20 protein-coding genes are annotated in these 17,693 nt (G+C 70.6%); 5 read left to right on the top strand and 15 right to left on the bottom strand.

Annotation, left to right across the window (positions count from 1 at the left end):
* Positions 1–467: 467 nt before the first annotated feature.
* Entirely contained in the window at positions 468–1,088 is a 621-nt protein-coding gene (engB, locus tag KI388_RS06260; protein WP_215088493.1) for a GTP-binding protein EngB, read from the bottom strand.
* Between the two features lie 78 nt (positions 1,089–1,166).
* Entirely contained in the window at positions 1,167–1,457 is a 291-nt protein-coding gene (locus KI388_RS06255; protein ID WP_215088492.1) for a hypothetical protein, read from the bottom strand.
* A 112-nt stretch (positions 1,458–1,569) separates the two neighbouring features.
* Here KI388_RS06255 and KI388_RS06250 point away from each other — a divergent pair, with 112 nt between their 5' ends.
* Positions 1,570–2,424, top strand: a complete 855-nt coding sequence (locus tag KI388_RS06250; RefSeq protein WP_215088491.1) for a 5-formyltetrahydrofolate cyclo-ligase — start codon at positions 1,570–1,572, stop codon at positions 2,422–2,424.
* Here KI388_RS06250 and KI388_RS06245 read toward each other — a convergent pair whose 3' ends face one another.
* The 7 genes from KI388_RS06245 to KI388_RS06215 all read right to left on the bottom strand — a co-directional run bounded on the left by KI388_RS06245 (position 2,425) and on the right by KI388_RS06215 (position 10,461).
* Entirely contained in the window at positions 2,425–2,628 is a 204-nt protein-coding gene (locus KI388_RS06245; protein ID WP_215088490.1) for a transposase, read from the bottom strand. It lies immediately after the preceding gene.
* Between the two features lie 252 nt (positions 2,629–2,880).
* Entirely contained in the window at positions 2,881–3,975 is a 1,095-nt protein-coding gene (locus KI388_RS06240) for an archaeosine biosynthesis radical SAM protein RaSEA (RefSeq protein ID WP_215088489.1), read from the bottom strand.
* A 37-nt stretch (positions 3,976–4,012) separates the two neighbouring features.
* Positions 4,013–4,486, bottom strand: a complete 474-nt coding sequence (locus tag KI388_RS06235; RefSeq protein WP_215088488.1) for a hypothetical protein — start codon at positions 4,484–4,486, stop codon at positions 4,013–4,015.
* Positions 4,483–5,385: a cellulosome anchor protein gene (locus tag KI388_RS06230; RefSeq protein ID WP_251133225.1), complete on the bottom strand. Its 903-nt coding sequence runs from the start codon at positions 5,383–5,385 to the stop codon at positions 4,483–4,485. The genes KI388_RS06235 and KI388_RS06230 overlap by 4 nt, the downstream gene beginning before the upstream one ends.
* Positions 5,382–6,749: an iron transporter gene (locus tag KI388_RS06225; RefSeq protein ID WP_215088487.1), complete on the bottom strand. Its 1,368-nt coding sequence runs from the start codon at positions 6,747–6,749 to the stop codon at positions 5,382–5,384. The genes KI388_RS06230 and KI388_RS06225 overlap by 4 nt, the downstream gene beginning before the upstream one ends.
* Positions 6,746–8,059, bottom strand: a complete 1,314-nt coding sequence (locus KI388_RS06220) for a Dyp-type peroxidase (protein ID WP_215088486.1) — start codon at positions 8,057–8,059, stop codon at positions 6,746–6,748. The genes KI388_RS06225 and KI388_RS06220 overlap by 4 nt, the downstream gene beginning before the upstream one ends.
* Positions 8,060–8,217: 158 nt before the next feature.
* A complete protein-coding gene (locus tag KI388_RS06215; protein WP_215088485.1) occupies positions 8,218–10,461 on the bottom strand; it encodes a bifunctional UDP-sugar hydrolase/5'-nucleotidase in 2,244 nt (747 codons plus the stop codon).
* A gap of 252 nt (positions 10,462–10,713) precedes the next feature.
* Here KI388_RS06215 and KI388_RS06210 point away from each other — a divergent pair, with 252 nt between their 5' ends.
* Both KI388_RS06210 and KI388_RS06205 read left to right on the top strand, forming a co-directional pair.
* Positions 10,714–12,645, top strand: a complete 1,932-nt coding sequence (locus KI388_RS06210; RefSeq protein ID WP_215088484.1) for an aldehyde ferredoxin oxidoreductase family protein — start codon at positions 10,714–10,716, stop codon at positions 12,643–12,645.
* A gap of 95 nt (positions 12,646–12,740) precedes the next feature.
* A complete protein-coding gene (locus KI388_RS06205; RefSeq protein ID WP_215088483.1) occupies positions 12,741–13,073 on the top strand; it encodes a hypothetical protein in 333 nt (110 codons plus the stop codon).
* Between the two features lie 6 nt (positions 13,074–13,079).
* On the opposite strand, the gene KI388_RS06200 is transcribed toward KI388_RS06205, so the two are convergent.
* Both KI388_RS06200 and KI388_RS06195 read right to left on the bottom strand, forming a co-directional pair.
* Positions 13,080–13,499 (bottom strand): PIN domain-containing protein, encoded by a 420-nt coding sequence (locus KI388_RS06200; RefSeq protein ID WP_215088482.1) that lies wholly within the window; start codon positions 13,497–13,499, stop codon positions 13,080–13,082.
* Positions 13,496–13,822: an AbrB/MazE/SpoVT family DNA-binding domain-containing protein gene (locus KI388_RS06195; protein WP_215088481.1), complete on the bottom strand. Its 327-nt coding sequence runs from the start codon at positions 13,820–13,822 to the stop codon at positions 13,496–13,498. Before KI388_RS06195 ends, KI388_RS06200 begins: the two co-directional genes overlap by 4 nt.
* Positions 13,823–13,934: 112 nt before the next feature.
* Between KI388_RS06195 and KI388_RS06190 the strand changes: the two genes are divergently transcribed.
* Positions 13,935–14,300, top strand: coding sequence for a hypothetical protein (locus KI388_RS06190; protein ID WP_215088480.1), 366 nt, complete (start codon positions 13,935–13,937; stop codon positions 14,298–14,300).
* 22 nt (positions 14,301–14,322) lie between these two features.
* On the opposite strand, the gene KI388_RS06185 is transcribed toward KI388_RS06190, so the two are convergent.
* From KI388_RS06185 to KI388_RS06170, 4 genes are read right to left on the bottom strand one after another with little or no spacing between them, the layout of a single operon-like run.
* Positions 14,323–14,679 carry an AzlD domain-containing protein gene (locus tag KI388_RS06185; RefSeq protein ID WP_215088479.1) on the bottom strand — a complete coding sequence of 119 codons (357 nt, stop codon included), beginning with the start codon at positions 14,677–14,679 and terminating at the stop codon, positions 14,323–14,325.
* Positions 14,680–14,725: 46 nt separating this feature from the next.
* Positions 14,726–15,415 carry an AzlC family ABC transporter permease gene (locus tag KI388_RS06180; RefSeq protein ID WP_215088478.1) on the bottom strand — a complete coding sequence of 230 codons (690 nt, stop codon included), beginning with the start codon at positions 15,413–15,415 and terminating at the stop codon, positions 14,726–14,728.
* 2 nt (positions 15,416–15,417) lie between these two features.
* On the bottom strand, positions 15,418–16,284 hold the full coding sequence (locus KI388_RS06175; protein WP_215088477.1) for an RNA methyltransferase: 867 nt from the start codon (positions 16,282–16,284) through the stop codon (positions 15,418–15,420).
* A complete protein-coding gene (locus KI388_RS06170; protein WP_215088476.1) occupies positions 16,281–16,871 on the bottom strand; it encodes a hypothetical protein in 591 nt (196 codons plus the stop codon). Before KI388_RS06170 ends, KI388_RS06175 begins: the two co-directional genes overlap by 4 nt.
* A 146-nt stretch (positions 16,872–17,017) precedes the next feature.
* Here KI388_RS06170 and KI388_RS06165 point away from each other — a divergent pair, with 146 nt between their 5' ends.
* Entirely contained in the window at positions 17,018–17,590 is a 573-nt protein-coding gene (locus KI388_RS06165; RefSeq protein ID WP_215088475.1) for a DUF192 domain-containing protein, read from the top strand.
* The last annotated feature ends 103 nt before the right edge of the window (positions 17,591–17,693 follow it).

Here is a 17,693-nt window from a genome sequence, read left to right as displayed (position 1 = left end):
ACGATGCGACCCTAACCGGTGACTGGGTCAACGATTTATAAATAACTCTGCGGTGGCGCGTGCCTGCGAGCGGCCGCTCACGGCGGCCGCGAGGCAGCACGCGCGAGGGAGTCGGGCGCGCCGAGGGCGACCGGTGGGAGCCCGAAGGACGCGCCCGACGAGGATGGGGAGGTGTGAGGTGCTGTGCGGTCGCGGTCGGGCGGGACTCAAAGGGGCAGCCGCGAGGGCGAAGCACGCCGCAGTAAGCACCGCAACGAGGGAGCGGTAGCGACCGAGTGAGGCGCGCAGCAAGGCGCGCGAGCCGTCGCGGCTGGGGCTTTGGAGGTGTTTCCGATCGATCTACGGTCGACCACGTATCGCCGAGCAACTGGGGATTTGGAGGCGCTTCCCGCCGCTCCGATCGTAATTACTTATAAACAGACGACCGAAGTCACGGAGCAACCGATCCCACCGCCGCACATTGATATTTAAGAAACGAACTTCAGCAGGTCGTCGCGGTTGTGGTCGTGGAAGCGCGTCCGGAGGCACTCCTCTAACGCCTCGATGTCGCCCCGCTTCGCGCAGATGGGCGCCACCCGGTCGGACCACTGCTGCCACGGCGGGTAGAGCCCGAGACGATCACAGATCTCGTCGAGCCGCTCGTCGACGTCGTCGATCTTGTCGGTCTTGTTGACGGCGACGATGGGCTCGACGCCCACGTCCTCTAAGAACCCGAACATCTCCACGTCGTGGGGGATGTTCCCGCGCTCGGCGTGGCGGTCGATGATGTCGACCGCGGCCTTGCCGTCCATCACGACGACGCCCGCAAGGATCGAGTCGGCGTTGTCCTCTAGGTAGCGCACGATGTCCGTCTTGATCTGCTCGCGGTGCTCGTCTTCGACGCCGGACATGAAGCCGAACCCGGGGAGGTCCGTGAACATGAAGCTCTCGCTGGCCCAGTCGAAGTGGTTCGGCTGGCGGGTGACCCCCGGCTTGCCGCCGGTCGAGAAGTCGTGGCCCGTCAGCTCGCGCATCAGCGTGGACTTGCCGACGTTCGAGCGCCCCACGAGGACGACCTCGGCGTCGCGGTCCGGCCGGTCTTCGAACATACCCGACCGTGCGCGCCTGAACGGGTTAAAAGGCGCGTCGCGGAGCGGACTGTAGAGCCGACGACCCCTGCGGTCTCCTCAGTCGGTCGACGGACTCATCGACCGCCCCTTGGCGACGCCGTCGGCGATCACCTTATAGATGGCACCGAATATCCCGGCGAAGACGACCACCGCGCCCAGAAGCGCCACCAGGAGGCCGAACAGGGCGAGTCCCCAGTTCGGTCCCTGTCTGAATCCGGTCTCCGTCGCCGCGGCCAACATCCCGCCGCCGACGGCGGCGATGACCTGCCCGACGATCACCACCGCGATGTAGTAGACCATGATTCGGAAGCCGTACGTGATTCCCTCGGTCACCGAAACGGTGTCCATGGGTGCGAGAACCATCACCCGAACATAATAGTTACTTCTGATATGTTTAACATCCGATCGGACGCGACTCCGCCGGCGGAACGTTGATGCCCGCGAGCGGTCAGGTCGGCGCATGGACAAGCAGGCCGTCCGGGAGGCGGTGTGGGACGCCTTCGACGAGGGCGATCAGGCGCGCTTTCCGTTCCCGCCGCACGACCGGATCCCCAACTTCGCCGGCGCGGACGAGGCGGCGGCGCGGCTCGCGGAAACCGAGGCGTGGGAGTCGGCGGCGACGCTGAAGGCCAACCCCGACGCGCCGCAGCTCCCGGTCCGCCGGGCCGCGCTCCGCGCCGGGAAGGCCGTCTACGTCGCGCAGCCGCGGCTCCGCGACCCGAACCCGTTCCTCCGGCTCGACCCGGCCGAGATCCCCCCCGAAGAGATAGACGACGCGACGACCGTCTCCGGCATCTCCGAGTACGGGACGCCAACGGCTCCCGAGGACGTCGCGCACGTCGACCTGATCGTCGCCGGCTCCGTCGGCGTGACGACGGACGGCGCCCGGATCGGCAAGGGGGAGGGGTACAGCGACTTGGAGTGGGCGGTCCTCCGCGAGCTCGACGCGGTCGACAGCGAGGCGCAACGCGCCTCTGGCGGCGAGGGACGGAGTCCCTCTGACAACCGGGCTCCGCCCGGTGACAGCCGGACGCAGTCCGACGACGGAGTCACGACGGTCGCGACGACGGTCCACGAACTCTCCGTTCTCGACGGCCCGGAGTCCGCGGTCCGCACCGCTCTCACCGACCCCGACGCCGAGCTCCCGGCGCCCGACGCCCACGACGTGCCGCTCGACCTCGTCGTCACTCCCGAGCGGACGATCCGGACCGACACGCCGCACGCGCGACCGGAGGGGATTGACTGGGACGCGCTCGACGCGGAGAGGCTGTCGGAGATACCCGTCCTCGCGAACCGGACCCCGGAAGAGAAGTGACTAGTCCGCGTGCTGCGGCGTCGGCGCGGAGCGCTCCGACCGGTGGTCCGCGACGTGGCCGCACTCCGGGCAGACGACGGTGCGCTCGTCGCCGTCGCTGACGACGAGCCACCCGTCCGACAGGGCGCTCTCGAAACGACACTCCGGGCAGAAGAGGACCGACTTCCGGCGGGAGGGCGGGGAACCGCTGGCGTCTGCGTTCATGATAGGATACAAGAACCGGAGCTATAAGGGTCTTTTTCGACCTGATCGTTCAGCATACACGGGCGTAGTTCGCGTGTCTGTCACGCGTTCTCAGTCGAAATAGATCGTTTATTTCTAAAAATAGAGAAATACTGATCGCCATCTGTCATAATCGTTCGAGGGCGGCTGACCACCGCCCCGGGGTCCCGGCCGTCTCCGGACACCCGGCCGTCTCCGGACACCCGGCCGCCGCCGAGTTCTCAGGCCTCCGAGCTACCGCGCCAGCGGCATGTTGTAGCTCGTTTCCTCGTCCATCACGTACTCCCAGGTGGCCTCGCACTCGCAGGACACCTGCTCGAAGACGCTCGGGTCCTGCCGCTTGTCGAAGTCCTTGATCGCGGTCTGGACGCGGTCGTCGCACTCCCCGCAGTTGTGCGCGCCGCGGTCGGAGCCGTGGCCGACCGGGTCGGAGACGACGATGGCGTCGACGTCGGCGGTCTCCTCGAGGACGTGCGCGACCGACCAGAGCCACGGCGGCCGGTAGCCGCCCTCGAAGAACAGTTCGTCGACCATCGTGTACCGCTGGACGTTCGTCGGGTTCATCGAGACGGTGTGACAGCCGTCGACGTCGGCGCAGCGGCGGATGGAGTCGACCATGTCCGCGGCCGCCTCCGGCTCCGCGAGGAAGGGCGGCTTCATCAGGAGGTACGCCTTCACCCCCACGTCGGCCGCGAACTCGCCGTCCGCCGCGGCCGCCTCCGCGCAGGCGTCCTCGAAGTCCGCGAAGTCGAAGTACTTGTTCACGCAGTCGTGGCGGACGCGGTCGGTCGCGGTCTCCAACCCGACCGCCACGTCCGTCGCGATCCCGTGGTCCGCGAAGTCCGCGATCTTCTCGCGGTCGACGAAGTCCGGCAGCGACTCGACGACGATCCGGTCTCGGTCCGCGAACGTCTCGGCTATCGCCCGCCGCGTCTCCGCGGGCACCTCGCGCTCGTCGAGGAAGGAGCCGGAGGTGTAGATCTTGATCAGCTCGGCCGGCTCGTCGGCCTCTTCGGCCTCGTGGTCGAGGCACGCGTCGATCTGCGTCATCAGGTCCTCGTGGGCGACGCTGCCGCCCTCGACCGACTCCGCGACGTAGCCGCACATCGTACAGCCGCCGGCGCGCGCCCAGCGACAGCCGCCCGTGTTGAGGATGATAGTGAGGGAGTTCACCACGCCGTCGGGCGTGTTGTCCTCGTCGATCCACACGCGGGTCGGCTCCGTCGGGTCGTACGTCTCCGAGCGCTCGGCGCGGATGTCGCGCATCACGGCGTTGTGCGCGTCCATCCCGCGCCCCTGCTCGTACGCGTCGGGGCTCGGCTTACTCATTGTCGGAGGAAGCGGCCGAGCGCGTAAAGCCGTGTCGTCATCGCCGCTCGCCGTCGGCGTCGCGGCCGCCTCGGTCCCCCCGATCGCCCCGCCGCCGCAGGGCGACCAACGTCCACACCCCTGCGACGCCGACCGCCGCGCCGACCGCGTTGACGGCGGCGTCCGTCCACGCGAACGACCGCCACGCCACCTGCGACTGGAGGAGTTCGACGCAGAATCCGACCGCGACCGACGCCCCGGCGGCGAGGGCCCGACTCGTCGCCCGGGTCGCGAGCGCGGCCAGCCCCGCGTAGCCGATCAGGTGGAAAGGGCCGGTGGGACCGAGGGCCGCGAGGGGACCGACCGCCGCGCCGCCCGAAGCGCCCCCGGAACCGACGAAACCGTCCGGCACCGGGAGCAGCGACGCGACGAGGACGACCGCTACGCCCGCGAGAAACGGCGTCCACGCCCCGCCGGGCGTCCGCGGTCCGCTCCGACCGCCCCGCGACCGGCCCCCGTCCGCGCCGCTCATCGCCTGCCGAGGAGGGCCGCCGCCGCGAGCACGCCGAGGACCGCCGCCCCGACCGGCGCCGGGGCCTCGCCGCCGGTCGGGTCCGCCGGGTCGCCGCTCTCGTTCGCGCCGGCGCCGCTCCCGCCGCTCTCGTTCGCGCCGGCGTCCCCGGTGCCGTCGCTCGCCTCGCCGTCCGCGCCGTCGCTCGCGTCCTCCGCGGTCGAGCCGTCTCCTGCGTCCGCGAACGCCGCGTCGTCGTACGCCGGCGTGACGACCGACCCGTTCCCCCCGCCGGAGATGTTGAACGTCGCGGCGGGCGTCGACAGCGGCTGCGGGTAGTCGCGCCGGCTCGTGAGGTCGGTGCTCGTCTCGCGGGTCCCGACCTCCGCGACCGCCGGCTCCGCGTCCGGCTCGACGCGGACGGTCACCGTCGCGACGGGCGCCTCGCCGGTGACCCCGCTCGTCGGGTCCGCGAGCGACTGACGCAGCCGCGCGGCCCCGCGCTCGTCGTCGTACTCGACCGACTCGCGAACCTCGATCGAGTCTCCCGACGCGGCGCCGTCCCCCGGCGCCTCGCGGAACCAGTCCGCGGGCTCGACCGCCGTGACGGTCAGGTACTCCGTCGGGTAGTCGAGTCGGAGCGTGAACCCGTACACGGCGTCGTCGCCGCGCTCGCCGTCGTTGACCATCGCGACCTCGAACGTGACCGTGTCGCCCGGCTCGACGTCGAACTCGTCGGGCGAGACCGAGAGCGCGCCAGCGGTGTCGCCGGCGCTCGCCGGTCCCGCCAGCGCGCCCGCGGCGCCGACCGCCAGCGCGACCGCGGCGAGGGCGACGAGCGCGACTCGGGACGGCCGCGGGGCGTTCCGCCCGCCCCCTCGCTCCTCCCGGTCTCCCGAACGCCCCGAGGCGCGGCTCACTCGTCCACCTCCAGGGCGAGCGACACCTCGCCGGTCTCCAGCAGCGCCGTCTCGTAGCCCGCGTGCCGCGAGGCGTTCGAGGGAGTCGTCACCGAGAGGGTCAGTTCGTCGCCCGACGCGGCGTCGCCCAGCGCGGTCCCGTAGTGGTGGCCGACCTCGTCGTCGAGCGCGGGGTCGAGCGACCCCGACGCGACGGTCTCGCCCTCCCGCCGTAGCGCGTAGTCGATCGCGGTCATCGGGAGCATCGACCGGTTGTACGGGGTCCGCGGCGAGACGGCGAGGTACCGCTCGTCGCCGTCGACGAACCGCGAGCCGGGGGAGAGCAGGCTGGCGGCGAGCAGCGCGTCACCGAGGACCGGCTCGCCCTGAAGCGTCCCCGGGAGGTGCGCCGCGGGCGGCAGTTCCCCCTCCTCGGGCGGCCGCCAGTAGGTCCCGTAGCGCCGGTCACCGACGCGGGCCTCCCAGCGCGGCTCGCCGCGGTGGTCGCGGTCGGCGTCCTGCCGCTGCGCGTCGACGTGGTCCGGGCCGTCGCGGTCGGCGTCGCCGTAGCTCCGGCCGCCGCCGCGTCCGACCGCGCCGTTCGCCATCGCGCCGCGGGCGCCCCAGTCGGACTCCTCTCGGACGTACGCGATGTCGCCGATCACCGACTCGCGGAACGATCGGTCGTACTCGAAGGTGAACGACCCGGTGGCCGGCTCCTCGAACCGACCGGCGAACGACCCCGTCTTCCGGGCGTCGATGGCGCCCACGCGCACCGTCGCCTCGTAGGTGCCGTCGCCGTCGAGCGAGAGGTTGTCCCCGAAGTGGAACCCCATCTCCTGTGAGACCATCGGCCACGGGGCGTTCGGCGTCCCGGACTCGCCCTCGCGACCGACGGTCACCCGGAGCCCCGTCTCGGCCGGGAGGATCCGCCCGGTCTCGGCGTCGCGGACCGTCACCATCAGGTGGACGTCGTGCTCGTCGGTGGGCGCCGCCTCCTCGACGCGGTCGCCGGTGACGTTCCAGAACCGGTGCGGGTACGTGACCATCGGTTCGAGCAGGTACTCGCCCGCCTCCACCGGGTCGAGGCGCCGCATCGCCTCGAAGTGCGTCGGCACGTACGTCGCCGCGGGCGGGTCCTCGACCCGCGGGAGCGACGGCGCGGCGCCGCCTCCGCCCTCCCCCTCGGATCCGCCGTCAGCGCCGCTCCCGTTCTCGCCCCCGGAGCCGTCGTCCGCGCCCCCCTCGCTCACGATGTCGGAGCCGGAGTCGGTCAGACACCCCGAGAGCGCGCCCGCCCCGGTCGCGGCGAGCGCCAGCGCGCGGCGGCGGCTGTGCGTTCGCGTCGGTTCCCCTCGGTCGGTCGGCGTCGTGTCGCGTGTCATCTGTCGTGTCTCGGATTCGGGTCGGGAAGCGCGCGCAGTCCGCGGGGCGGCACGAGGAAGTTCCCGCGGCTCCGGACGAACAGGTACTGGAGGATCCCGTTGTTCACCCGGCTTCCGACGGCGGTCTCGTCGGTGATGTCCGCGCCGGTCATCGCGTCGCGGACGGCGACGAAGTCGGCGATCGACTCCTGTAGCGTGAGGAAGTGGATCCCGGTGTGGTCGCCGTCCGTCGTCGGGAAGTCGCGGCGCAGCAGCCGCGGCTCCCCGTCCTCGCGGGCGCGGGCGGCCTTCTGCGCGTGGCCGACCACGCCCTCCTCGCGGGCGTACGCGACGGCGTCCTCCGGGAGGTCCGCCACCCCCGGGTCGTCCCCGAGGCGCTCGCCGTACTCCCCGACGCGCTCCTCGTCGGCGTGCGTCGGGCTGAACAGCTTCGCCACGCGCTGCGCGTGGCTCTCCTGTGACCACCAGGCGTCGAGCTGCGTCCGTATCGTCGAGACCTGTTGCGTCGTCCCGCCCGCGAACGGTCCCGCCCCGATCGTCACGCGGCCCTCCGTGGCCTGCGACGCCGCGAAGCCGTTCGCGAAGCCCATGAACAGCGGCGCCCCCTCCGGGACCGGCGCGTCGTCCGGGATCCCGTCGACGTCGCGTCGCTCGCGGGGGAGGCCCGGTCCGTGGAACCCGGTCCGGCGGTCGACCGGCTCGAACAGGTCGCCGGCGTCCGTCACCGCGACGCCGTTGGCGGCGGTCGCCCCGCCGAACAGCGCCTCGTCCGCCGCGAGCACCGCCGCGGGATCGTCGGCGGCCAGGTGGACGAGCGCGTCCGCCTCGTCGAACGACGGGTCCTCCAGCCCGGTCAGCGGCCGCGGCGCCGGGAGGTCGACCGACTCCGGGAGCGACCCCGACAGCCGGTCGAAGTACGACGGCGAGTACCCCACCGTGAACAGCAGTCCCGCCGGCGAGCGCTCGAAGGCGCGTTCGAGGTCGGTGAACGCGGCCTCGACCCGTTCTCGCGCCGCCGCCAGCGTCTCGTCGCCGCGGTCGACGTCGACGTACCTGAGGACGTGGTGGGTCGGCGGGACGGCGTTGCCCGCCTCGTCGCGGTCGAGCGCGTCGTTCCACGCGTGCTGGCGCTCCGGGGCGTCGCCGGGGTCGCCCGCGGGTACGCCGTCTAACGGGCCGCCCTCGACCGCGTCCTCGTCCGAGTCGCCGTCGCGGCCGAGGCAGGCGCTGAGTCCGGCGACGCCGCCGAGCGCGACGGCGGCCTTACAGAACTCGCGGCGGGGTACCGAGTCGGGGTCCGGGAGGTCCATTCGTGTCGTGTGATCCGTTCGTCGTCCGGGCTAAAGACGGCGTCGGCGGGCGGACCGACCGCCCGCCGGGGTTCTCGCCCTCTCGCCTGTCGCTCCGCCTCCTCGTCCGTCGGTCCGACACCTCTTCCGTCGCCCTGTCTACTCGCCAGCCGTCTCGTCTACTCGTCCGAGTCGTCGCTCCCGCCGTACTTCTCGTAGAGGTACGCCGCGCCCGACACGCCGGCGGCGCCGGCGAGCGGCCCGAAGCCGGGCGTGCTGTCGGCGGTCTCGCCGCCCTCTCCGCCGGTGTCGTTCATGTCGGACCCGTCGTCCGACCCGTCGGAGCTGTTCATGTCGCCGTCGCTCCCGTCCGACCCGTCGGAGTCGCCGTCGCTCCCGTCGGAGTCGCCGCCGTCAGACCCGTCGGAGCCGTCCCCGCCGACGGTCTCTCGGACGCCGTCGGCCGCCACCGAGGTCCGTAGCTCGTAGTAGTCGTAGCTCGCGTTGACGGGGAGTTCGACGGTCTCGCCGTCCTCGTTCTCGTAGCCGTAGTGCTCGCTGTTCGGGTCGAAGCCGCCGACCAGCGACAGCGCGTCGGCCTCCGTCGCGTCGAACGCCTCGACGACGGCCTCCGCGCCGAGTTCGACGATGACCTCGCCGTCGGCGGACGCGGCCGACGCCTCCACGACGCCGTGGCCCGGCGCCACGAGCCGGAAGGTGCCCTCGACGAGCGACTCGACCGCGTCCGTCGGCGCGAACGAGACCGAGAGGGTCCCCTCGGAGGCGTCGACGCCCGCGTCCTCGATCACCTCGTCGACCCGGATCATGCGCTCCTCGCGCTCCGGCGCGATGGTGTCGTACTCCGCGTCGAGCGTGTCCTTGACGAACGGTCCCTGGAACTGCCCGGAGTTGAACACGCGGGAGTCCTCGACGAACTCCTCGCTCCGGCCGGCGACGAAGTCGTTCGTCGAGACGAGGTACGTCGCCTCGGGGTCGAGCGGCTCCCCGCCCACCCAGACGTTCCGGACCTGCCCCTCCCCGTCGTGGCCCGTCCACTCGTAGGAGACGCCGGACACTTGGATCGCCGGCTGCGCCCCGTAGTCGCCGGGCATCGGCCGGACCGAGCGTTCGAGGTACGACCGGACCTGCTCGCCGGTCAGCTCGTAGACGACGATCTCGTTCGGGAACGGGAGGATGTTCATCACGTCGCTGCCGGTGAGCTCGCCGGGACCGTACGTGGACCCCGACCGGATGCCGCCGGCGTTCTGGACCGCAACGTCGATGTCCTCCTCGAGGTTGCCGACCTGTCGCATCAGGTCCGCCATCAGGTTCCCCCACCCCGTCTCGATCTCGTAGTTGTCGAAGCTGGCGTTGAGTTCGACCTCGGTCTCGACGACGGGCTGCCCGAGGCGCTCCTCGAGGTCGGAGAGGTAGCCGTCGGCGATCTCCGCGACGGACTGGTCGCGCTCGATCGACCGCACGTCGCGCGGCGTGTAGTTCTCAGTCTCCTCCGGCGGCGACTCGTCCTCTTCGAGCGCCTCGGAGTCGTACAGGTCGACGCGCTCCCACTCCGCCAGATCCCCCGTCTCGACGTCGAACGTCAGCCGACCGATGTGGTCGAACTCGTCGCCGAACTCGGCCACGGTCGTCCCCTCGATGGTCTCGGGCTCCTCGTAGACGACGCCCGAGTGCGAGCCGACGATGGCGTCGACGCCGTCGACCGCCGCGATGGTCTCGTGGACGCCGCTGGAGACGTGCGAGGCGCAGACGATGAAGTCGGTTTCGGGTTCGAGCGCCTCGACGGCGGCCTCCGCGGCCTCCGTGTAGCCGAGCACCTGCCAGTCCTCGGGGTAGTCCGTGATGTCGTAGAAGCCGGTGGTCCCCATGCCGAAGACGCCGACGGTGTAGCTCCCCACCTCGATCGTCGTCCACCGCTCCGCGCCGGGGACCGGCTCCCCCTCGGGCGTGAGCAGGTTGGCGATCACCCACGGGAACTCCGAGGCCTCGAAGCGCTCGCTCGCGGTGTCGACGCCGAAGTCGAACTCGTGGTTCCCGGCGCCGACCGCGTCCGGCCCCATCTCGTTTAGCGCCTCGACCATGTGCTCGCCCTCGAACTCCAAGCCGAGCACCGAGGGCGCCAGGTCGTCGCCGTTCCCGAGGAACGCCGCGTTGGGGTACTCGGACCGGAACTCCTCGACGACGGCGTAGTACCGCGCGATGTCTATCGCCTCGTTGCCCGCGTCCTCGAACCGCCCGTGGAAGTGCGTGTCGTGGACGAGGGTGAGCGTCCCGTCGTCCTGCGCCGCCGCGCCGCCGGTCGCCCCGGTGCCGAGGGCGCCGACGGTTAAGCCGCCCGCGGCCGCCGCGAGCAGGCGACGACGCTTCTCGTCTACGACCTCTCCGGACCGCGTGTCTTCCAACATACTATCGAAAGGTGGAGAGACGGTATTAAGCATTTGCGTGCCGGATATATGGAGGTACCAAGCCCTATATATACACGAATATGTGGTTCTCGGTCCGACGGCGGCGACGGGGCGACGACGAGGCGGCGCGCGAGGTGTCAGCGGATATGATTTTCTATCGGGCGGCGATGGGGTCACAGGTAACTGTTTCACGTTACTTCGGGGTGTGAAGGAATATTTGTGCGGAGTCCTAACATAACGAACGAGCATTACATGACTGAAATGGGCGGCTACAGAGACCGAGTGGCACAGGTCGATCTCGGTGACGGCGAGGTCAGCTACCGCGGAATCGACGACGAGGACGCGGAGAAGTACATCGGCGCGCGCGGACTGGGGGTCAAGTACGTCTTCGATAAGGGTCCCGACGTGGACCCGCTCGGTCCGGAGAACCGACTGGCGTTCATGACCGGCCCGCTCACGGGCACCCAGACCGTGATGAGCGGTCGGATCGCCCTCGTGACAAAGTCCCCGCTGACGGGGACCGTCACCGACTCGCACCACGGCGGCTGGTCCGGCGCGCGGCTCAAGTGGGCCGGGCTGGACGGGGTCCTGCTCGACGGCGAGAGCGACGAGCCGGTCTACCTGTTCGTCGAGGACGGCGACGTCGAGGTACGCGACGCCTCCCACCTCTGGGGGCAGGGCGTCCACGACACGATCGACCAGATCGGCGAGGAGGTCGACGGGAAGGTCGGCCGCAACGTCTCCGTGATGGCGATCGGTCAGGGCGGCGAGAACCAGGTCCGCTACGGCTGCGTGATCAACGAGGACGACCGCGCCTCGGGCCGCGGCGGCACCGGCGCCGTGATGGGCGCGAAGAACGTGAAGGCGGTCGTCGTGAAGTCGGGCACCGACATGCCCGCGCCCGCCGATCCGGAGACGTTCCAGGAGGGCTACCAGCAGGCGATGGAGGTCATCCGCGAGTCCGACGTGACCGCGCCAAACGAGGGCGGCCTCTCGATGTACGGGACGAACGTCCTGATGAACGCGACCGAGGAGATGGACGGGCTCCCGACCAAGAACGCGAAGTACACGTCGACGGAGGAGTACGGCGAGACCGAGGGCGTCGACATGCAGGCGGAGCGCGTCTCCGGCGAGAACGTCCGCGAGAACATCCTCGTCGACGAGCCGACCTGTCACTCCTGTCCGGTCGCGTGTAAGAAGGAGGTCGAGGTCAACGTCACCCACAAGGGCGAGGACATGAACGTCCGCACGGAGTCGTACGAGTACGAGTCCGCGTGGGCGCTCGGCCCGAACTCGGGCCACTCCGACCGCGACGAGATCGCCGTAATGCTCCAGCGGTGCAACGACCTCGGCATCGACACCATCGAGGCCGGCAACATGATGGCAATGGCGATGGAGATGAGCGAGGAGGGCAAACTCGACGGCGTGGGCCACCTCGACTGGGGCGACTCGGAGACGATGATCGACCTCATCGACGAGATCGGTCACCGCTCGTCGGATCTGGGCGACCTCCTCGCGGAGGGTCCCGAGCGCGTCGCGGACGCGAAGGGCGCGCACGGCAACAAGCTCTCGGTCAAGGGCCAGACGATGGCCGCCTACGACCCGCGCTGCATGAAGGGCATGGGGATCGCGTACGCGACCTCCAACCGCGGCGCCTGCCACCTGCGCGGCTACACGCCGGCCGCCGAGATCCTCGGGATCCCGGAGAAGGTCGACCCGTACGAGTGGGAGGGCAAAGGCGAACTCACCGCCACCTTCCAGGACCTTCACGCGGTGTCGGACTCGTTCGACATCTGTAAGTTCAGCGCGTTCGCGGAGGGGATCGAGGAGTACGTGCTCCAGTACAACGGCATGACCGGCCGCGACCTCTCGGAGGACGACCTCTTCGAGGCCGGCGAGCGCGTGTACAACCTCGAACGCTACTACAACAACCTCGTCGGCTTCGACGGCGCGGACGACACGCTGCCGAACCGGTTCATCGAGGGGCACCCGGACGCCATCCCCGGCACGGGCGCCAGCGAGGGCGAACTCGTCGAACTCGACCAGCTAAAGGCCGAGTACTACGAGACCCGCGACTGGGTCGACGGCGTCGTTCCCGACGAGAAGCTCGACGAACTCGGCATCGACGTCGGTCCCGGCACCGGCGTCTCCGCCGGCGACTCCGCGGCCCCGGCCGACGACTGAGGACGGTCGCCGTCGCGAACGCGGTCCGTCCCGCGTTCGCGGTCCGTCCGCACGGTCCGTTTATTTTTAAGTGATTCCCGCCGGTAGCGCCGCGCATGGCGCACGACCCGCTCTCGCCCTCCGAGGCCCTCCGCACGCCGATCGGCGCCGTCCTCGCGGCCCTGAGTCTCCTCGTGTTCGTGTACTCGCTCGTGATTATCGGGCAGATCCTGTTCGGCGTGATCGTCGTCCTCACGCTCTCGGTCGGCCCGTACCTCTCGTACCGACTGTTCGCCGCGCTCGACGCGCTCGCGGACGGCGCGCAACGTCTGGCCGACGCGCGCGAGCGCGAGGTCGAAGGCGACGCCCGGTTCGACCGCCCCGTCGACCGCGAGGCCTCCGAGACGCGCGAGCGCTCCTCGGAGCGCGTGACCGAACGCGAGCGGTAGGCGAGACTACGCGCTCCCGTCGCGGAACCGCTCGATCGGAACGCTCTCCACGGCGTCGTAATCGTCGTCGCCGCCGACCAGTAGGGTCGCTCCGGCGCGGTCCGCGGTCGCCAGCGCGAAGGCGTCACCGAGCGCCGGATTATGCGCGAGCACGTGTTCCGACGCCTCGAACCACGTCTCCTCGACGTCGACGGATTCGACGCCGAGCGCGGTGAGCCAGCCGAGGTACTCGTCGGCGGTGTCGCGATCGTACTTCCGCGCGATCGCGTATCTGACTTCTGTGCGGTTCACCCGGCTGAGGTACCCTCTCGCGCCTCCAGCCGCCACGGCGTCGAGGTACTCTTCGACCGCGGCGCTCCCGGGTTCGTCGTCGGCGTGCGCGATCAGCGGCTCGGCGTCGAAGACGACGCGGTCCGGAACCGTCATCGCTCTTCCGCCGAGCGGTCGGTCTCGCGCTCCTCTCGCTTCCGCTCGCGTTCCGCCCGGTCTCGGGCCCGCTTCTCTCGAAGGACCTCGGTCGCGGGGTCGTCGGTAGACGCCTCGTTCCGAGCGGCGAACCCACGCATTTCGCTCGGTGACCGAACGCGCTCGACTATCACCTCACCGTCGGCCGTCTCTCGGAACTGTACTTTCCCGGGCGCCTCGACCCCGAGTTTCTCGCGGAACCGCTTCGGGATCGTCGCCTGCCCGTGTTTGGTCACCGCCACGACGGCCCTTTCAGATTCGTCCGATTTTTCTGACTTGCTCATTATTCATAATTTGTTATTATTCATAAGTAAGCGTTTCCCCGACCCGGTCGCTGGGCCGTTCCCGCGGGGTCCGTCGTGACTATTTAAGCCCGCTCGCCGCGACCGGACGGGTATGAACTGGCGACTCGTCGCGACGCTCGGCGTCGGCGTGACCGCGTTCCTCCTCGCGGCCGCCGCCGTCACCGAACTCCTCGCGGCGACGATCGAGTTCTCCGCGCTCGTCGGACTGCCGGTCGGAGTCCTCGTCGGTGCCGCGGCTGCGGCCGCGACGTGGCTCCGCCTCTGGAACTCGGCGCGCGCTCGACCCGCGCTGCTCGGCGTCGCCGCCGTCGGCTACGCGGTCGTCGCCGTCGCGGTCGCGTCGTACGCGGTCCCGTCGGTCCGCGGGCCAGTAACGGTCGAGCGCGCGCTTGCCGTCGCCCTCGTCGGCGTCGTCGTCTTCGCGGTCGCGAGGCGGCGTCCGGACCGACTCGACTGACTCGACGCCGAAAGCGCGCCGCTCACGCGAACACGACGAACCGGAACAGCCACAGCGCCCCCATCCCGGTCGCGATGGTCGCGAACACGTTCTCCGTCCGCCACGCGACCGCGCCGGCGACGAGGCCCGCGATCAGCCGCTCGTCGAGCAGCGTCGCCGGGACCGACGGGCGCAGCGTCACGAGATCGGGGAGGACGAGCGCCGCGAGCACCGCCGGCGGGACGTACCGGAGCGGTCGCTGGACGCGCGTCGGCACCCCGTCGATCCGCCCGAACAGGTGGATGAAGGAGAGCCGGATCCCGTAGGTGATCGCGCCGATGGCGAGGATCGCGACCCAGGCGCGCGGGGAGGCGACGAGGCCGCCGAGCGCGCCCGTCACGGCGTCGTCACCTCCGCGTCGACCGCGTCCCTCTCGACTGCGACCGTCACGACGCCGTCACCTCCGTCAGCAGCCCGGCCGCGACCCCGCACAGCGCGCCGACGAGCAGCCCGAGGTTGAGCGGGAGCCCGCCCGCCGCGACCGCGACCGCGCCGCCCGCCGCGCCCGCGACGGTCGTCGGTCGGTCCTTCATCGCGGGGACGAGGAGCGCGAGGAACACGAGCGGCACCGCGAAGGTGAGCCCCCACGCGTCGGGGACGCCGGCACCGAGGACGACGCCGGCGACCGTGCCGATCTGCCAGACGATCCACAGCGACGCGGCCGCACCGAGGTAGTAGCGCCACCGGCTGCGGTCGGGGTTCTCGTCGAACTCCGCGACGGAGAGCGCGTACGCCTGGTCGGTGAGGAGGTACGCCAGCCCCGCGCGGAGCCGGCGGCCGTACTCCGCGAAGTGCGGCGCGATGGACGCCGAGTACATCAGCATTCGGAGGTTGATCACCGCGGCCGTGCCGACGACGACCGCGAGGGGGGCGTTCTCGCCGAGCAGCTCCAGGGCCGCGAGCTGAGAGGCGCCCGCGAACACGATCACGGACATCCCGACCGCCTCCGCGAGGCCGAGCCCGGCGTCGACGGCGGCGATGCCGGCGACGAGCGCGAACGGCGCGATACCGAGCATTAGCGGCGAGACGTCGCGGACGCCCGCCAGGAGGTCCTCGTCGACGAGGGGGTCCCGCACGGCTACCGCTCCGCGGGATACGGCGGCTCGTCGTACTTCGCCGCGAGGTGGTCGGCGTGCTCCAGCTTGGCGTTCGCCTTGCGGAACGTGCCGAGCAGCGAGTGAATCTCGCGTTCTGTCGGGTGCGCGCGCCCGAGCAGCCGGCGCATCAGCAGGGCGTTCTTCCCGCGGACGTGGTCGCGCTGGCCGGTCGCCGCGAGGAACTCGTCGAAGAACTCGTGGAAGCGCTCCACGTCGGGCTCGGGGGCGCGCGTGACCTCGGTGTCGGGGAGCTGGGTCTCGTCGACGGTGAGGTCGCGGAGCTCGTAGAGGAGGACCGTCGCGGCCTGCCCGAGGTTCAAGACGGGGTAGTCGTCGTCGGCCGGGATCGAGCACACCTCGTCGAGCCGGGAGAGCTCCTCGTTGTTGAGGCCGCGCCCCTCGCGGCCGAAGACGATCGCGGTGGGCGCGTCGACCGCCTTCAGCGACTCGCGGAGTTCGGCGGGCGTCTTGAACGGGAAGCGCTCGTGGCTGCGGTCGTCCTCGCCGGTGATCGCGGTGGTACCGACGGTGTGGTAGTTCGCGACGACCTCGTCGAAGGTCACCTCCTCGGCGTTCGGGAGCACGTCCTCGCGGGCGTGGCCGGCGAAGCCGTACGCCTCGCCGTCCTCCTCGATCGGCGGCGGGTTCACGAGCTTGAGGTCGGAGAGCCCGAAGTTCTTCATCGCGCGGGCGATGGTGCCGACGTTGCCCGGCGTCTCCGGCTCGACGACGACGACGACCGGCTTCCGCCGGGCTCCGGCGTCGTCGGCCGTCTCGTCGTCGTCGGTCCCGGCGTCGTCGACTCCCTCGTCGATCGCGTTCCCTTCGCCCGCCTCGTCGCCGCTCATCGGTCCGACGGGTACTCCGTCGAGAGGTCGAGGTCGGCCTCGACGACCTCCTCGTCGGTCAGTTCCTCCTCCTCGGTCCGCTCTTCGCCGGCGAGCTCCAAGATGTCGATCCGCTCGCCCTCGAACCCCTCTTCGAGCCGCTCTTGGACCTCCTGCTGGTCGGGCAGGTCCGGCAGACCGTCGGGGTCCTCCTCGACGTGCTCGACGGAGCCGTACCCCTCGGGCGCCTCGTTGCCGGCGGCGACCCACTCGTGGAAGCGGTCGGCGAACTCGACCGAGCCCGTGTGGTCGCTGCCGCCCGCCTCGCGGAACCAGTAGAGCAGGTCTGACTCGTGTTCGGGGCAGAGCAGCACCTCGCCGTCCGGCTCCCCGTACACGATCTCGGCCTCCCGGCAGCGGTGGATCTCCTCGTCGCCGTACTCGAGGTAACAGACGTCGCAGGGCTCCTCGACGAGGCTGACGAGCCGGAGGAGCCGCTCTCGCGGGTCCTCGGGGATCTCGTCGAGGGGTTTCAGCTCCTCGTCGTCGGTGAATATCTCGTCCTCCTCGAAGCGCCACCCGCGGAGGCCGATGCTCACTTTCGCCATGTCGCACGCTACGCTCCGGCGGCGATAAAAGCGCGTCCTTCCCGGCGCGAGGGCGGACGCGAGCGCCGAACGCCGGTGCCGGCGAGCGGCGCGGGACCGCGGCGCCGACGCGGCCGCTTATACCCTCGGCCCCCTTGGTCGCAGTCATGAGACGGCGGCGACTCCTCGGACTGACCGCGGCCGCGACTGCCGGCGCCGCCGCGGGCTGTCTCGGGGATAGCGACGGCGACGGAGGCGACGGGAACGGTTCGGTCGACAACCGGAGTCCGGATGACGGGGAGGGGAACGACGAGACCGACACCGAGTGGCCCACCGGAACGTACGCCGACTACGAGACGGCGACCGTGACCGTCGAGAGTCCCGAGGGAGAGACTCGCGGCTCGGTGACCGCGGCGATCGCGGACGGCGACGACAAGCGCGTTCTCGGCCTCAGCGACGCCGAGGCGCTCCCGGAAGACGGCGGAATGCTGTTCGTGTATGACGCGCCACAGGACTCGCTCACCTACGTGATGCGCCGGATGAGCTTCGGCATCGACATCGTCTACGTCGACGCCGACCGGGAGATCACCCGGATCCACAACGCGCCCGAGCCGGGACCGAACGAGGACGGCGAGGAACAGGGGTACGACGGCTCCGGTCAGTACGTGTTGGAACTCCCCTACGAGTGGACCGACCGCCACGGCGTCGCGGTCGGTGACTCGTTGCGCTTCGATTTATAAATAGCGCTCGGAGCGCCGTGCGCTTGTTTATAAATAGCTGTTCCGGAGCACGGCGGACACCTCCAAAGCCCCAGCCGGGAGGCGGGCGCACGCTCGTTGCGCT

Source organism: Halorubrum sp. 2020YC2 (assembly GCF_018623055.1).
GTDB lineage: Archaea > Halobacteriota > Halobacteria > Halobacteriales > Haloferacaceae > Halorubrum.
This window is presented reverse-complemented; position numbering and strand designations above follow the sequence as displayed.

What these genes read in the sequence shown, in the direction of transcription:
- engB (WP_215088493.1), bottom strand. Translation starts at nt 1,088, where the DNA reads ATGTTCGAAGACCGGCCGGACCGCGACGCCGAGGTCGTCCTCGTGGGG.
- KI388_RS06255 (WP_215088492.1), bottom strand. Translation starts at nt 1,457, where the DNA reads ATGGACACCGTTTCGGTGACCGAGGGAATCACGTACGGCTTCCGAATC.
- KI388_RS06250 (WP_215088491.1), top strand. Translation starts at nt 1,570, where the DNA reads ATGGACAAGCAGGCCGTCCGGGAGGCGGTGTGGGACGCCTTCGACGAG.
- KI388_RS06245 (WP_215088490.1), bottom strand. Translation starts at nt 2,628, where the DNA reads ATGAACGCAGACGCCAGCGGTTCCCCGCCCTCCCGCCGGAAGTCGGTC.
- KI388_RS06240 (WP_215088489.1), bottom strand. Translation starts at nt 3,975, where the DNA reads ATGAGTAAGCCGAGCCCCGACGCGTACGAGCAGGGGCGCGGGATGGAC.
- KI388_RS06235 (WP_215088488.1), bottom strand. Translation starts at nt 4,486, where the DNA reads ATGAGCGGCGCGGACGGGGGCCGGTCGCGGGGCGGTCGGAGCGGACCG.
- KI388_RS06225 (WP_215088487.1), bottom strand. Translation starts at nt 6,749, where the DNA reads ATGACACGCGACACGACGCCGACCGACCGAGGGGAACCGACGCGAACG.
- KI388_RS06220 (WP_215088486.1), bottom strand. Translation starts at nt 8,059, where the DNA reads ATGGACCTCCCGGACCCCGACTCGGTACCCCGCCGCGAGTTCTGTAAG.
- KI388_RS06215 (WP_215088485.1), bottom strand. Translation starts at nt 10,461, where the DNA reads ATGTTGGAAGACACGCGGTCCGGAGAGGTCGTAGACGAGAAGCGTCGT.
- KI388_RS06210 (WP_215088484.1), top strand. Translation starts at nt 10,714, where the DNA reads ATGACTGAAATGGGCGGCTACAGAGACCGAGTGGCACAGGTCGATCTC.
- KI388_RS06205 (WP_215088483.1), top strand. Translation starts at nt 12,741, where the DNA reads ATGGCGCACGACCCGCTCTCGCCCTCCGAGGCCCTCCGCACGCCGATC.
- KI388_RS06200 (WP_215088482.1), bottom strand. Translation starts at nt 13,499, where the DNA reads ATGACGGTTCCGGACCGCGTCGTCTTCGACGCCGAGCCGCTGATCGCG.
- KI388_RS06195 (WP_215088481.1), bottom strand. Translation starts at nt 13,822, where the DNA reads ATGAGCAAGTCAGAAAAATCGGACGAATCTGAAAGGGCCGTCGTGGCG.
- KI388_RS06190 (WP_215088480.1), top strand. Translation starts at nt 13,935, where the DNA reads ATGAACTGGCGACTCGTCGCGACGCTCGGCGTCGGCGTGACCGCGTTC.
- KI388_RS06175 (WP_215088477.1), bottom strand. Translation starts at nt 16,284, where the DNA reads ATGAGCGGCGACGAGGCGGGCGAAGGGAACGCGATCGACGAGGGAGTC.
- KI388_RS06170 (WP_215088476.1), bottom strand. Translation starts at nt 16,871, where the DNA reads ATGGCGAAAGTGAGCATCGGCCTCCGCGGGTGGCGCTTCGAGGAGGAC.
- KI388_RS06165 (WP_215088475.1), top strand. Translation starts at nt 17,018, where the DNA reads ATGAGACGGCGGCGACTCCTCGGACTGACCGCGGCCGCGACTGCCGGC.